Annotated in this window: 11 protein-coding genes; 6 read left to right on the top strand and 5 right to left on the bottom strand. The window is 63.2% G+C overall.

The annotated features are described in order from the left end of the window. Positions 1-55: 55 nt before the first annotated feature. The gene (locus QEG70_RS04350; protein ID WP_308719550.1) at positions 56-511 is read right to left on the bottom strand and encodes a hypothetical protein; all 456 of its coding nucleotides are present in this window, start codon (positions 509-511) and stop codon (positions 56-58) included. A 725-nt stretch (positions 512-1,236) separates the two neighbouring features. On the opposite strand from QEG70_RS04350, the gene QEG70_RS04345 reads away from it, so the two are divergent. Further along, entirely contained in the window at positions 1,237-2,553 is a 1,317-nt protein-coding gene (locus tag QEG70_RS04345; protein ID WP_308719549.1) for an MFS transporter, read from the top strand. Between the two features lie 244 nt (positions 2,554-2,797). On the opposite strand, the gene QEG70_RS04340 is transcribed toward QEG70_RS04345, so the two are convergent. The 4 genes from QEG70_RS04340 to QEG70_RS04325 form a co-directional block, all read right to left on the bottom strand. Next, positions 2,798-3,079, bottom strand: a complete 282-nt coding sequence (locus QEG70_RS04340) for a hypothetical protein (protein WP_308719548.1) — start codon at positions 3,077-3,079, stop codon at positions 2,798-2,800. Positions 3,080-3,211: 132 nt separating this feature from the next. Continuing rightward, positions 3,212-4,282, bottom strand: a complete 1,071-nt coding sequence (hisC, locus tag QEG70_RS04335; protein WP_308719547.1) for a histidinol-phosphate transaminase — start codon at positions 4,280-4,282, stop codon at positions 3,212-3,214. A gap of 97 nt (positions 4,283-4,379) precedes the next feature. After that, positions 4,380-4,925: an ankyrin repeat domain-containing protein gene (locus QEG70_RS04330; protein ID WP_308719546.1), complete on the bottom strand. Its 546-nt coding sequence runs from the start codon at positions 4,923-4,925 to the stop codon at positions 4,380-4,382. 102 nt (positions 4,926-5,027) lie between these two features. Next, positions 5,028-6,053, bottom strand: coding sequence for an MBL fold metallo-hydrolase (locus QEG70_RS04325; RefSeq protein ID WP_308719545.1), 1,026 nt, complete (start codon positions 6,051-6,053; stop codon positions 5,028-5,030). 408 nt (positions 6,054-6,461) lie between these two features. Here QEG70_RS04325 and tkt point away from each other — a divergent pair, with 408 nt between their 5' ends. The 5 genes from tkt (at position 6,462) to QEG70_RS04300 (ending at position 15,123) form a co-directional block, all read left to right on the top strand. Then, positions 6,462-8,522: a transketolase gene (gene tkt, locus QEG70_RS04320; RefSeq protein WP_374762543.1), complete on the top strand. Its 2,061-nt coding sequence runs from the start codon at positions 6,462-6,464 to the stop codon at positions 8,520-8,522. A 111-nt stretch (positions 8,523-8,633) separates the two neighbouring features. Then, positions 8,634-11,492 (top strand): bifunctional transaldolase/phosoglucose isomerase, encoded by a 2,859-nt coding sequence (locus QEG70_RS04315; protein ID WP_308719543.1) that lies wholly within the window; start codon positions 8,634-8,636, stop codon positions 11,490-11,492. A 118-nt stretch (positions 11,493-11,610) separates the two neighbouring features. After that, positions 11,611-12,609: a phosphogluconate dehydrogenase (NAD(+)-dependent, decarboxylating) gene (gene gnd / locus QEG70_RS04310; protein ID WP_308719542.1), complete on the top strand. Its 999-nt coding sequence runs from the start codon at positions 11,611-11,613 to the stop codon at positions 12,607-12,609. 151 nt (positions 12,610-12,760) lie between these two features. Continuing rightward, positions 12,761-14,290, top strand: a complete 1,530-nt coding sequence (zwf, locus tag QEG70_RS04305; RefSeq protein WP_308719541.1) for a glucose-6-phosphate dehydrogenase — start codon at positions 12,761-12,763, stop codon at positions 14,288-14,290. Continuing rightward, a complete protein-coding gene (locus tag QEG70_RS04300) occupies positions 14,287-15,123 on the top strand; it encodes a Cof-type HAD-IIB family hydrolase (protein WP_308719540.1) in 837 nt (278 codons plus the stop codon). Before zwf ends, QEG70_RS04300 begins: the two co-directional genes overlap by 4 nt. The last annotated feature ends 18 nt before the right edge of the window (positions 15,124-15,141 follow it).

The following is a 15,141-nucleotide window of genomic DNA, read 5'->3' as shown; positions in this document are numbered from 1 at the left end:
TCTGGAAAAAGCTTCACCAAAAACTTTTATATTCAGGGGAATGGCCGAAGGCCGGTCAGTCTGATGACGTGCCCTGCGGGGCGGAGACGGCTTCCTCGCCTTCATCCGACCCGTCAACCGACATGATCGTATCGAGCGAATCACACAGTTTCTTCTGGTTGGCGCTGGCCAGTGATCCGGGGTTGGCGCACAGCTTGGTGGCGTCGGGCACGCAGGATTCGGTGGCGTCTTCGTAGTCGGATTCCATCACGTCATGCGCGAGCGACAGGTTGGGGTTGTGCGCGCTCTCGCCCGCCTCCTCAATCACCTTTTCCATCTTGTGCAGGTCATCAAGCTTGTCGAGGCATGCCTTGCTGGCCAGGTCGGGCTTGAGGCGCAGTACGTCCATGGCGCGCTGCACCTTCTGCGTGGCCAGGCTCTGCCCATGCGCCAGCGTGCTCAGGCCCGCAGGCGCAAGCAGCAATGCAACCGGCAGCGCGGCGAGGCGTAAAGACAGCTTGATGTTCACCATGACCGTTCCGTTCGTCCTGTCCCGGCAGCATCAAGGTGCAGCGCGGGCGCATCTGCCCCACCGGGGCGCGGCCCCGACTATGGCAGGAACCCACCCGGTGCGAAAGATGGGGGTGGCGGGCGATGCATGCAGTCCATGCATAAAAATATCATCTGAAAGTTGTTGATATAATAAGGAAGAAATCAGAATCGTGTCAAAAATTTGAAAATTCCCTTACATTCACGAGACTTTTTTAGTATAGATTATCCCCACTGAATATATTTTTCATGTCTTGGCGGAGGTCAGAAACTATCCTGTCACTGTGAAATCGTTCGATACTGAAACGATTCCGTATATCTGGCCAATTCATGGTCTTTCCGGCGCTGGGAAATCACAGGATCGTGCGCGTTTTTCGGTGCGGTTTATGTGTTTTTTCATAACATTGTTATGAAAGCCGCGCCCAGGGGCGTGTTTTCCTGCCGGATTGACGACTTTACGGCTGGTCATTCGCATGAACAGCAGGTCTGCCAGGCATGATGCGCTGGCGTTTTGGCGCTTGTGCCGCCTGCTTGTCCCTCATGGTCTTGACCCGCACGGGTGGTTGCACGCCCGACTTGTGAAACTGAGTTCCGCACTGGTGTTTCCGGAAAGCCGGACTGTGCGGACGCAGCCTGCATCGACGCTCCGCAATGAGGCGGGGCCGCTCGTTTTCGTGTCGGCTGCCTGTGAAAGAGGAGACTCTCCCCTTGAAACAGACAGACAATCTGTCCGAATCAACGTCCCTGGCCGATCGGCTTGGCATTCCGGCTCCCCTGTTCTGGGGGTTCGTCGGTCTGCTGTTCTTCATGATCGGTGATGGTGTCGAGGCTGGCTACCTGGCGCCCTATCTTGAGGGGCAGGGCATTTCATCGCGCGATACGGCGCTTTTGTTCACCATCTATGGCGTGACCGTGTCCCTGTCCTCCTGGGCTTCGGGGCCGCTGTCCGACCTGTGGGGCCCCAAGCGGGTCATGTGGATCGGCCTTGCCATCTGGGGCGTGTTCGAGGTCCTGTTCCTGACCTTTGGCGTGGCCGTGAACAGCTATCCCATCATGCTGGCCGCCTACACCATGCGTGGCTTTGGCTACCTGCTGTTCACCTATGGCTTCCTGGTCTGGATCGCAGCCGCCACCCCGCCGCGCCAGCTTGGCTCGGCCGCGGGCTGGTTCTGGTTCGCGTTCTCGGGTGGGCTGCCCACGCTGGGTTCGCTGTTCGCCAGCTTCTCCATTCCGCTGATTGGCGAGATGGCGACATTCTGGTCCTCGCTGGGTCTGGTCATGTTCGGTGGCCTGCTGGCCCTGCTCATGACGCGTGAGCCCATCGGTTCGCGCCGCCTGGCCCCCGTGGGCACCAGGCCCGCCACGATCTTCTTCAGTTCGATCAGCATCCTGTGGCGTGAGCCCAAGACGTTCATCGCCATGATCGTGCGCACCATCAATACGTCGTCGGAATATGCGTTCCTGGTCATCATGCCGGCGTTCTTCACCAAGGTCATCGGCTTCTCGCTGTCGCAGTGGCTGCAGCTCCTGTCGATCATCTTCCTGTCGAACATCCTGGTGAACCTTGTGTCCGGCATCACGGCGGACCGTCTGGGCCACCGCACGGTTGTCGCCCTGTTCGGCTGTGTGGGTGCCGCGATCACGGTGCCGCTGTTCTACTACGTGCCGCAGATGTTCCCCGGCAACTTCGCCATCGCCGCCGTGATGGGCGCGCTGTATGGCGCAACCATTGCCGCCTTCGTGCCGCTGTCCGGCCTGGTGCCGCAGATCTGCCCGAAGGAAAAGGCCGCCGCCCTGTCCGCCCTGGGTCTGGGCGCGGGTGCGAGCACCTGGGTTGGCCCGGCGATCGTGACGTGGTTCGAAAGCTGGCACGGCATCGAGGGGATCATCTGGATCTTCTGTGGCCTGTATGTGGCCTCGGCCGCGCTGACGCTGGTGCTGACGGTCTCGCCCGAAGCCCGTCGCTACATTGATGAAGCCGCCGCCCGCGGTGATGTGGCGGAGGAAGTGACCCTGGGTCACTGATCCGGCTGCCCCGCCTGGTTTGTGCGGGTGAAGCGGGCCTGCCCCTACAAAGGGCAGGCCCGTTTTTTATGGCATGTCGAGAAAATCAAAAGTTTTTGGGTGCCACCTTTTTCAAAAAAGATGGCGTTCTTTTCGAAGCTTTTTGAAAACAGCTTCACCAAAAACTTTTGATTGTGGGCCTGACGCCCGGCGTGACGATATAAAAAAGGCCGGAACCCTGTGGGCTCCGGCCTTTTTCCGTGGGTCAGATGCTGCGTTCAGGCCGCCTGCGCGGGGTGCGGGGGCGGTCGGTGCCACCCGGTGCCGCCTGTGTGCCGCGCCGGTCAGCCGCCTTGAGGGCGGGGGCGGCGGTTACTTCGCTTTCAAGCTGGCGGATGCGTTTCTGCACGCTTTCGCGCAGGGCGGGTGAGGTATGCGATTTCATGGAGGCCAGCGTCTCGCGCAGGTCGCGCAACTGCTTCTGCTTTTCGGCAAGAGTGCGACGGATCGGCTGGTTATCGGACATCTGTCCGTGGAATGCGCGCATGATAAGGATCCTGTGGACCTATGGTCCAGGAAATGAGTTGTTAACCGTATTATGGAAAGAGGCGCAGCACGCACCCACGCCCACCCGGCCCAAAGGGCAGGGCGGCAGCGCGATGCATGATGAACCGGGGGCTTACCCCTCGTTCAGCGCAAGCACGTCGGCCAGTCCCTTTACCAGGGCCTGGCATTCGGCATCCGTACCAATGGTGATGCGAAGCCATTGTGCAATGCGCGGGGTCCGGAAATGACGCACGATGATCGCCCGCGCCCGCAGGGCTGCGGCAAGCTGTGCGCCGTCACGGTCCGGATGCCGGGCGAATACGAAATTCGCCCGTGATGGCAGGACCTCGAACCCCATCTTTCCCAGGCTGTCTGTCAGCCTGTCGCGTGAGCTTATGATCCTGGCGCTTGTATTTGCAAGCCATTCCCGATCTTCAATCGCGGCAATAGCCCCCACCTGCGCCAGGCGGTCAAGCGGATAGGAGTTGAAACTGTCCTTGATGCGGGTCAGGGCTGCGATCAGGTCGGGCTGGCCAATGGCATAGCCCACCCGCAGCCCGGCCAGCGCGCTCGATTTCGACAGCGTGCGCACGACCAGCAGGTTGGGGTGCGCGGCTACGAGCGGTATGGCCGTCTCGGCCCCGAAATCCACATAGGCTTCATCCACCACCACCACCGCATCAGGGTGGTCGCGCAGCAGGGCGCGGATGGCGTCCAGCCCGAGGGCCATGCCGGTGGGCGCATTGGGGTTGGGCAGGATGATGCCGCCACACGGCCTGCGATAGGCCGCAATGTCGATGCCCATCGCCCCGTCAAGCGGTATGGTTTCGTGGCGGATGCCGTACAGCCCGCAATAGACGGGGTAGAAGCTGTAGGTGATATCGGGAAAGAGAAGGGGCGCCTCATGGTTGAGCAGCCCCTGGAAGGCATGGGCGAGCACCTCGTCCGAGCCATTGCCCACGAACACATGGTCCACCGGCACGTCATGCGCGGTGGCGATGGCGGTGCACAGGGCGTGTGCCGTGGGGTCGGGGTAGAGGCGCAGCGTGTCGTTGGTCGCAGCCTGGATGGCCGCGATCACCTTGGGCGAGGGGCCGTACGGGCACTCGTTGGTATTCAGCTTGATCAGGTTTGCCATCCTGGGCTGCTCGCCCGGCACATACGGGGTCAGGCTGTGTACGATCGGGCTCCAGAAACGGCTCATCAGGGTGAATTCCACAAGGTCATGAACAGGAGAGGCACGCCACGGCAACAAAGGCCGTGGCGGCGGGATACGGGATGAAAAAAGGGGGCGGGGTGGCTCAGCCCTGCGGGGCCGTGTGCTTCATGGCATCGAGCAGGGCGGTGTTGCCCTGCCGGGTGGCGAACAGGCGGGCGCTGATGCCCTCGCCATCGCGCAGGTCGGGGTTGGCGCCGTGTTCGAGCAGGAAGGTGACCATGGGGTCGCGGTTGAACATGACCGCAAAGATCAGCGGCGTGCGCCCCACGAAGTTGGGCACGTCAACGCCCGCGCCATGCGCCACGAGCACGCGCGCGCATGGCAGGTCGCCCTTGAAGGCCACGCCCGCGAGCGCCGTTGCTCCCTTTGCATCCTGCAGGTCGGGGCTGGCGCCGCCCTCGAGCAGGGCGCGCACGGTGGGTTCATGGCCATTATAGGCGGCCAGGATCAGCGCGGTGTAGCCCTTGTCGTTGCGGGTATCGGGGTTGATGCCCGCCTTGAGGAATTCGGTAACGAGATCCGTCTGCCCATCCCGTGCCGCGGAGAGGAACAGGGTCTCGATTTCCGCGTTGCTGAAGGATTCGGTTGCGTCGGCGGCGGGGTCGCCGTGGGCGATTGTCTTGCTCATGTGCCTGCCTGGCTGGTCGGATTGCGCGAAACGGGGGCCGGGGCCGGTCCCGTCATGAACGGGCGATCATAGGACGCTTTGGCTAAAAAGAACATCGGGCAATCATGCATCGCCGGGCTGATCCCACGCAATGTCGCGGCACGCGCCATGGGCCATGATGCCCATCGTATCGGGCGGCAGTCCCGCGTCGCGCACGGCTTTTGCAAGGCGTTGGACCGGCTCGTCCATGGGTTCATCCGTCAGGCGGAAGGTGCCGAAATGCATGCCAATCCCGTGTCGCGCCCCAAGCTGGCGCAGGCCCGACAGGGCCTCCTCCGGCGTGGTGTGCACGCGCTCCATCAGGGCGCGGGGCTCGTATGCGCCAATGGGCAGGAGGGCGATGTCAGGCGCGCCAAGGCGCTGGCGGATCAGGCGCCAGTGGCGGCCATCGGCGGTATCGCCTGCAAAGAACAACTGGTGGCCCGCCTCATCTTGCAGCATGAAGCCGCCCCACAGGCTGGTATTGTGGTCAAAGGGCGTGCGGGCCGCGCCGTGGCGGGCGGGCGTGCAGGTGATGTGGATGCCGCCGGTGGTCACAGCCTGCCACCAGTCCAGTTCCATGATGCGCTTGAGCCCGGTCCTGCGCATGAAGTGCGCATTGGCGAGCGGGGTGACCACCAGCGGGTTGTCGCCGCGCCGGGCGATGGCGCGCAGGCTGGGCAGGTCCATGTGGTCGTAATGCGCGTGGGAGACCAGCACGATATCAATGCGCGGCAGGTCGGCCAGCCTGCGGCCGGGCGCGCGCACCCGCTTCGGCCCGATAAAGGGCAGCGGGGAGCAGCGTTGCGAAAAGATCGGGTCGGTCAGGATGGTGAGCGCCGTGCCATCGGGCCGGGGCAGGCGGATGAGAAAGGTGCTGTGGCCGATAAAGGTCAGCTGCACCGTGTCGGGCGCGGGCAGGGCCTGCGGGTCGCCGGTGGGGGGAGGGTTTTCAATCCAGGCCGGCCAGTCCGATTTCGGGCGGTTCCACTGCCATTGCAGGATGGCGAGCCGCCGCAGGCGCGCGGGCTGCGTGCCCTCGGGGCAGATGGCCGGCGGGTTGAAAAAACGCGTGCCATCCGTGTGGTCGCTGGCGGGTAGCTGGGGCATGCGTGGGTCTCCATCTGCCGGCGTATCCAGGGCAACAGGTGAACGGGCGGGTGGCCCTGTGTCAAATTCGTGGCCTGCGGGCGGGGTCGGGCGGAACTGGTGGCGGGCGCATGCGCTGGCACCTATGGCGTGTATTGGATAACGGCTTGATGAGATGGCTTGTTCCGTCCCGAAGGTCGTGAGAAGGTACGGGCCGTGAAAAGCCTTTATCCCCGCGCCCTCCCGCTGCCTGCGCGTGCATGCGGGCCGGGTGGGTGCGGGTGCGCGGAAAGAATAACAAGAAAGGGTTGTCGGCTTCCGGCACGCGGCCCGGTTTGGTCGGAGCAACAACCATGGCTGTAAGGAGGCCGGTCCCTCATGCGTTCCTTGTACACATCCCCCCTCATGGCTCCTGAAGGAGGTGGCGGCATGCCCACCAATATCGATACGCTGTGCATCAACACGATTCGCACGCTATCCATGGACGCGGTGCAGAAAGCGAATTCCGGCCATCCCGGCACGCCCATGGCGCTCGCACCCGTAGGCTACGCGCTGTGGCGCGACGTGCTGAACTATGACCCGGCCGAACCGCTCTGGCCCAACCGCGACCGCTTCGTGCTGTCGGTCGGCCATGCGTCGATGCTGCTCTATTCGCTCATCTACCTTGCCGGCATCCGCGACGTGCGCCCCGGCGGGGTCACCAATGACCGCCCGGCGCTCACGCTTGAGGACCTCGAGCAGTTCCGCCAGCTTGACTCGCTCACCCCCGGCCACCCGGAATATCACCATACCGCAGGCGTCGAGACCACGACCGGCCCGCTTGGCCAGGGCTGCGGCAATTCGGTGGGCATGGCGATTGCGGAAAAATGGCTGGCCGAGCACTACAACCGCCCCGGCTTCAAGCTGTTCGACCACCACGTCTATACGCTGTGCGGCGATGGCGACAACATGGAAGGCGTTGCCAGCGAGGCGGCCTCCATCGCGGGCCATCTCAGGCTGGGCAACCTGACATGGATCTATGACAGCAATCATATCTCCATCGAGGGCTCGACCAACATCGCCTTTACCGAGAGCGTGCACAAGCGCTTCGAGGCCTATGGCTGGCACGTGCTTGAACTCAAGGACGCCAACGACACCGGCGACCTGCGCCGCCTGCTCGCCGAGGCGAAGGCCGAGACCTCGCGCCCCACGCTGATCATCGTCCACTCCATCATCGGCTGGGGCGCGCCGCACCTTGCGGGCACGGCGGAAGCCCACGGCTCGCCGCTGGGCGTGGAGGAAATCCGCGAGACCAAGAAATTCTATGGCTGGCCGGAAGACAAGAGCTTCTATGTGCCCGAAGGTGTCACCGAGCATTTCCGCGCGGGCATCGCCACCCGTGGGGCTGCGGCAAGCAAGGCATGGCACGAACTGTTTGCCGCCTACCGCGCCAAATACCCCAATGAGGCAGCACAGCTTGACCACATCTTCGCGGGCACCCTGCCCGAAGGGTGGGACAAGGACATCCCGGTCTTTGATGCCGATGCCAAGGGTGTGGCCTCGCGCGCAAGCTCGGGCAAGGTGCTCAACACCATTGCCAAAAACTACCCGTGGATGATCGGCGGTTCGGCGGATCTTTCACCTTCCACCAAGACGCACCTGACGTTCGAGGGCGCGGGCGACTTCCAGCCGCCGCAATGGGGGGGCACCTATGGCGGGCGCAACCTGCATTTTGGCGTGCGCGAGCATGCCATGGGTTCCATCAGCAATGGTCTCGCGCTGTATGGCATCCGGGCCTACTGCTCGGGCTTCCTGATCTTCTCCGATTACATGAAGCCGCCCATCCGCCTGTCCGCGCTGATGAAGCTGCCGGTGACCTATATCTTCACCCATGACTCGATTGGCGTGGGCGAGGATGGGCCAACCCACCAGCCCATCGAGCAGCTTGCCCAGCTTCGCGCAACGCCCGGCGTGACCGTGCTGCGCCCCGCCGATGCCAACGAGGTGGCCGAAGCGTGGCGCACGCTGGTGCAGATGACCGACCGCCCCAGCGTGCTGGCTCTAAGCCGCCAGAACCTGCCCACCATCTGCCGCAAGACCTATGCGCCTGCATCAGGGCTGGCCAAAGGGGCCTATGTCCTTGCAGATGCGGATGGTCGTCCCGATGTGATCCTTATGGCGACAGGCAGCGAAGTGGGGCTGATCATCAAGGCGGCAGAAAAGCTGAAGGCGGAGGGCATCAAGGTGCGCCTCGTCTCCATGCCGTCATGGGATCTGTTTGAAGCCCAGCCCAAGACCTACCGCGACAGCGTGCTGCCGCCCGACATCACCGCCCGCGTGGCGGTCGAGCAGGCAGCACAGCTTGGCTGGGACCGTTATACCGGCCTTGCGGGCGAGACGATTGTCATGCACGGTTTTGGCGCCTCCGCCCCGGCGGGCGAACTGGAAGTGAAGTTTGGTTTCACGGTCGATGCCGTGGTGGCCGCGGCCCGCAGGCAGGCCGGAAAATAAAAGAAAACGCAGGCAGGCAGGACATCCAGTCCTGCCTGTCGTGTTTTTGAGCAAAGTAGTATTGGCAGTGCGGGTTTGCCGTATTGCTGAAAAGTAAAGGAAGCACAGTCAATGAGTGCGCGTGAATCTGGTGCTGAAAATCCATTAAAGGAACTGGCGCGTCTGGGTCAGTCCCCCTGGCTGGACTTCATCCAGCGCTCCTATACCGAAAATGGCAGCCTGAAGAAGCTGGTCGAGGAAGACGGCCTCAAGGGTGTGACGTCGAACCCCGCCATCTTCCAGAAGGCAATGGGCCAGGGCACCGACTACGATGCCCAGATCCGCGATGTGCTGGCCCATCAGGTCGTTGACGCGGGCACGCTGTACGAACTGCTCGCCATTGATGACATCCGCGCGGCAGCCAAAGTGCTCTACCCCGTCTATGAACAGACGAAAGGGCTGGACGGTTATGTCAGCCTCGAGGTCTCGCCCTATCTGGCGCGTGACACCAAGGGCACGCTGCACGAGGCGCTGCGCCTGTGGAAAGCGGTCGATGCCCGCAACCTCATGATCAAGATTCCCGGCACGGAGGAAGGCGTTCCCGCCATCCGCGCCGCCATTGCCGAAGGGCTGAGCATCAACGTCACCCTGCTCTTCTCCATCGATGCGTATAAAAAGGTGCTCGAAGCCTACATCACCGGGCTGGAAGACCGCCTGGGCCGTGGCGAGAGCGTGAAGGGCATCGGCTCTGTCGCGTCCTTCTTCGTCAGCCGCATCGACGTCAAGATCGACAAGGAAATCGACGCCCGCGTGGCCGCAGGCGACAAGCATTCCGCCGAACTCAAGGCCCTGCGTGGCAAGGTCGCCATCGCCAACGCCAAGGCGGCGTATGAATACTGGCGCGAAGTCACCGCAAGCCCGCGCTGGAAGAAGCTGGCTGATGCAGGCGCCAACCCGCAGCGCCTGCTGTGGGCGAGCACCGGCACCAAGGACAAGACCTATAGCGACGTGGTGTATGTCGATGGCCTGATCGGCCCCGACACGGTCAACACCATTCCGCCCGCAACCTTCGATGCCTTCCGTGACCACGGCAAGGTGGCTGAAACGCTGACGCAGGACGTGGCGGGCGCGCTGCGGGTGCTTGATGAGGCAAAGAGCCTTGGCCTCGACCTTGATGGCGTCACGCGCAAGCTGGTTGATGAAGGCGTTGCCTCCTTTGCCGACGCGTTTGACGACCTGCTCGGCTCGGTCGCGGCCAAGCAGGCGGCGTTTTTGGGCAAAAAGGTCACCTCCACCGCGCTCAAGCTGCCTGCCGACCTGCAGAAGGCGGTCGATGCGGAGCTTGAAGTCTGGCGCAAGGACGGCACCGTGCGCCGTGTGTGGGACAAGGATGCCACCGTCTGGACCGGCAAGGACGAGGCAAGCTGGCTGAAATGGCTCGACATCACCGATGACCAGGTGGCGGCCCTGTCCAAGTTCGAGGATTTCCAGGCCGAGGTGAAGGCGCGCGGCTTCCGCGATGCGCTGTTGCTGGGCATGGGCGGCTCGAGCCTCGGGCCGGAAGTGCTGGCCAACACCTTTGGCAAGCGTGAAGGCTTCCCGCATCTTTACGTGCTCGACAGCACCGACCCGCAGCAGGTGCGTGACTTCGAGAAGAAGATCGATATCAGCAAGACGCTGTTCATCGTCTCGTCCAAGTCCGGCGGCACGCTGGAGCCCAACATCCTCAAGGCCTATTTCTTCGATCAGGCCAAGAAGGTGCTGGGTGACAAGGTGGGCTCGCACTTCATCACCGTGACCGATCCCGGCTCGCACATGGAAGACGTGGCGAAGAAGGACGGCTTCTGGAAAATCTTCTACGGCGAGAAGCAGATCGGTGGCCGCTACTCCGTGCTGTCCGATTTCGGCATGGTGCCTGCCGCCGTGGCGGGCCTGCCGCTCAAACTGCTGCTCGAATCCGCCCAGCGTGGCGAGAAGTCATGTGCCGCCTCCGTGCCGCCCGCGCAGAACCCCGGCGTGGTGCTTGGCGCCGTGCTTGGCGTGGCCGCGCGTGACTTTGGCCGCGACAAGGTGACGATCATCGCCTCGCCCGGCATTTACGACATGGGTGCGTGGCTTGAGCAGCTCATTGCGGAATCGACCGGCAAGGACGGGCGTGGCCTGATCCCCATCGATGACGAGACGATCGGCATGCCGGGCGTATATGGCAAGGACCGCGTGTTCACCTATCTGCGCCTGGCCGAGGACCCGTGCCCGAAGCAGGATGCCGCCTTCGCGGCCCTCGTCGCGGCAGGCGAGCCGGTGGTGACCATCGAACTGCATGAGCGCCGCCAGGTGCTTGAGGAGTTCTTCCGCTGGGAGTTCGCGACCGCGGTGGCGGGTGCGGTGATCGGAATCAACCCGTTCAACCAGCCCGATGTCGAGGAATCGAAGATCGAGACCAAGAAGATCACCACCGCCTATAACGAGACCGGCAAGCTCCCGCCTTACGAGCCGTTCGCCAAGGATGGCCCGTTCGCCTTCTATGCAGACCCGAAAAACGCGCAGGCGCTGGGCGGGGCCAAGACGGCGGAGGCCATCCTCAAGGCGCATTTCGCCCGTGCGAAGGCCGGGGATTACGTGGCCCTGCTGGCCTATATCGACCGCGACACCTTCACGCGTGAATGGATCCAGAAGGCGCGGCTTGGCCTGCGTGACGGCCTGAAGCTGGCAACGGCGGCCGAATTCGGCCCCCGCTTCCAGCATTCCACGGGTCAGGCCTACAAGGGTGGGCCTGACACGGGCGTGTTCGTGCAGATCACCTGCGATGATGAGGTGAACCTGCCGGTGCCGGGCGAGAAATATACCTTCAGCATCGTGAAGGAAGCCCAGGCGCGTGGCGACATGGAGGTGCTGGCCGAACGTGGCCGCCGCGTGCTGCGGGTGCACATTCATGGCGACCTGAAAGCCGGACTTGAAAAACTCGGGCTTGATATCGCCCACGCGGTCTGAACCGCACATTGGCCCGCCCCTTCAACCAGAGGGGCGGGTTTTTTGATGGGGGTCATTGGGAAATGGCCCCCAAGGCGATAGGACTACGGGCCTATCCCGCTTCCAGGAGTGTTAGATCATGCAAATCGGTATTGTTGGCCTTGGCAAGATGGGCGGCAACATTTCCATCCGCCTGACCCGCCACGGCCATGACGTGGTGGCCTTCGACCGTGACCCCACTGTTACCGCCAAGGTGTGCGCGCAGGCCGAAGGGGGCCGCGCCACCGCCGCCACCGGGCTTGCGGACATGGTGGGCAAGCTCACGGGCCGCAAGATCATCTGGCTCATGCTGCCCGCGGGCGAGGTGACCGAGCAGGCGGTGCAGGAACTCGGCGGCCTGATGGGCAAGGGCGACATCGTGATCGATGGCGGCAATTCCTTCTACAAGGATGACATCCGCCGTGCGGCCGAACTGGTCAAGAAGGGCATCGATTATATCGATGTCGGCACCTCGGGCGGCGTGTGGGGGCTGGAGCGCGGCTACTGCATGATGTACGGCGGCACGAAGGAAGCCACCGATCATATCGACCCCATCCTCTCCGCACTTGCACCGGGCATTGGCGATATTCCCCGCACGCCAAACCGCGACAAGCCCGGTTTCGACCCGCGTGCCGAACAGGGCTACCTGCATTGCGGCCCGGCAGGTTCGGGCCACTTCGTGAAGATGGTCCATAACGGCATCGAATACGGCATCATGCAGGCCTTCGCCGAAGGGTTTGACGTGATGCGGTCCAAGAACAGCGATGCCCTGCCCGAGAACCAGCGTTTCGACCTGAACATGGCCGACATTGCCGAGGTATGGCGGCGCGGCAGCGTGGTCTCGTCGTGGCTGCTCGACCTTTCGGCAAGTGCGCTGGCGGGCAACCCGGACCTGTCGAACTACAAGGGCGACGTGGCCGATTCCGGCGAGGGGCGGTGGACCATCGAGGCCGCGATCGAGGAGGCGGTGCCCGTTCCCGTCATCACCGCCTCGCTGTTCACGCGCTTCCGCTCGCGTACCGGCAACAACTTTGCCGAGAAGATGCTGTCTGCCATGCGTTTTGGTTTTGGCGGTCACATTGAGGGTACGAATAACTGACCCGACGCCGGGCCGGTAACTGACAGCCTGCCCGGATGCTAGGCATCTGGGCAGGCTCTGGCTGTTCCCCATGAAATGACAGCGCTTAATGACTGCAACCGGAACAGCCGGGGGAGGATTATAGCGAACACAGTTCAGGGACAGCAGCACAATGGAAAACATTATTGCCTCGGCAGTCTCGCAGGTGGGCGACACGCACCATGAAGCCGCCCCCCGGCGCAGCCCGCCGGGTTCGTTCGTCATCTTTGGCGGCGGCGGCGACCTGACCCGCCGCCTTCTGCTACCGGCCATATACAATCTGGCCTGCGCCGGGCTGCTTGATGATGGCTTTGGCATCGTGGCCGTTGACCGCGCCGACCTGACCGATGAGCAACTGCGCGATAACGTGCGCACCGCCCTTGAGGATTTTACCGCCCGCCGTGGGGCCGAGGCCGTCAAGCTGCGTGAGGATGTGTGGGACTGGATGCTGCCGCGCATCCGCTACGTGCAGGGCGACTTTGAATCCGTGCAGACCTATCAGGCCATCGCCGATGTGACGGCAGGGCAGAACTGCATCTTCTACCTTGCCGTTGCAGCCCGCTTCTTCGGCCCGATCGTGGACCGGCTGGGCGAGGCGGGGCTGGTGCGTGAAGGGCCGGATGCCTTCCGCCGCGTGATCGTGGAAAAACCCTTCGGCCACGACCTGCAATCGGCCATCGCACTCAATACAAGGTTGCTCAACACGCTTGAGGAGCAGCAGATCTACCGCATCGATCACTATCTGGGTAAGGAGACGGTGCAGAACATCCTCGCCCTGCGCTTTTCCAACGGATTTTTCGAGCCGCTATGGAACCGCCAGAACATCGATCACGTGCAGATCACCGCCGCCGAGACGGTAGGCGTGGAACAGCGGGCCAAATTCTATGAAGGCACCGGCGCATTGCGCGACATGGTGCCCAACCACGTCATGCAACTCCTGGCCATGACGGCGATGGAAGCCCCCATCTCGTTCGATGCTGATGCCGTGCGCAACGAGAAGACCAAGGTGCTCGATGCCATCCATCCTCTTGCCCCCGCCGATGTGGTGCGCGGGCAGTACGCGCCGGGCACGGTGGGCGCAAAAGCGGTGCCGGGCTACCGGCAGGAACCGGGCGTGGACCCGCATTCGCTGACCGAGACCTATGTGGCCATGAAATTCGGCATCGATAACTGGCGCTGGGCCGGGGTGCCGTTTTATGTGCGCACCGGCAAGCGGCTGGCTGCGCGCAAGACCGAGATCGCCATCCACTTCAAATCCGCCCCCTATGCCCTGTTCCGTGACACGCCGGTGGACAAGCTGGCCCCCAACATCATGGTCATCCACATCCAGCCGACCGAGGGGGTGACCATGCAGTTCTCGGCCAAGATTCCCGGCCCCTCGGTCAGGCTGGGCGGCGTGCGCATGAAATTCGATTACGCCGAATGGTTCAGCGAAGGGCCAAGCACGGGCTATGAGACCCTGATCTATGACTGCATGATCGGTGATGCGACCCTGTTCCAGCGCGCCGACAATATCGAGGCAGGCTGGCGCGCCGTGCAGCCGGTGCTGGACTGGGGGCAGGATGCCCGCAGCCTCGCCTTTTACGCGGCCGGCAGCGAGGGGCCGGAAGCCGCCGATGCCCTGCTGGCCCGCGACCACCGCCACTGGCTTAAAATTGGATGATGCCCATGACCGCACCCGCCTCCCGCCCGCATGCCGTCAGGCTTGTGGTGTCCGATATCGATGGCACCCTCATTACGCCCGAGCGTGAACTCACCCCCGCCGCCCACAGGGCCGCGGCCGACCTGCGGGCGGCAGGCATAAAACTCAGCCTGATCAGCAGCCGCGCCCCACGTGGCATGATGCAGTTCGTGCGCGCGCTTGACATCCGCGAGCCGATCGCGGGGCTGAATGGCGGGCTGATCTGTGATCCTGACGGCACCATCCGCGAGCGCCTGTCGCTTGAGCCGGTGGTTGCGAAACAGGCGGTCGAATTCCTCATCAGCCATGGGGTCGAGCCGTGGCTGTTCATCGGCCATGACTGGCTGGTGCGCCGTGATGACACGCCGCAGGTCGCCCATGAGCGCGCGGTGGTGCAGACCACGCCCGTGCGGGTGGATGACTTCGCGGGCCATTATGAAAACGTAGGCAAGATCATGGGCGTGGCCAGTGACCCGGCGGGCCTGCCGGGGGTGGAACGCGACCTTGCAAACAGGCTTGGGGGCAAGGCGAGCGTACACCAGTCATCGCCCATTTACCTTGATATTACGCACCCGCAGGCGAACAAGGGCTATGCGGCAAAAGAACTGGCCAAATTGCTGGATATTGATATCCGGGATACGGCATGCATCGGGGATATGAACAACGACATTCCCATGCTGAAGGAAGCGGGGGTCAGCATCGCGATGGGCAACGCGCTTGATAACGTCAAGGCCCATGCCCGTTTCGTGACCCGGCCCAACACCGATGATGGCTGGGCCTACGCGATGGAACACTTTGTCCTGCCCCGCCCCTGAGGCGCGGCACAGAAGGGA

The organism is Komagataeibacter xylinus, assembly GCF_031081985.1.
Classification (GTDB): Bacteria; Pseudomonadota; Alphaproteobacteria; order Acetobacterales; family Acetobacteraceae; genus Komagataeibacter; species Komagataeibacter xylinus_E.
The sequence above is the reverse complement of the archived record's forward strand: the minus strand, read 5'-3'. Positions and strand labels throughout refer to the sequence as shown.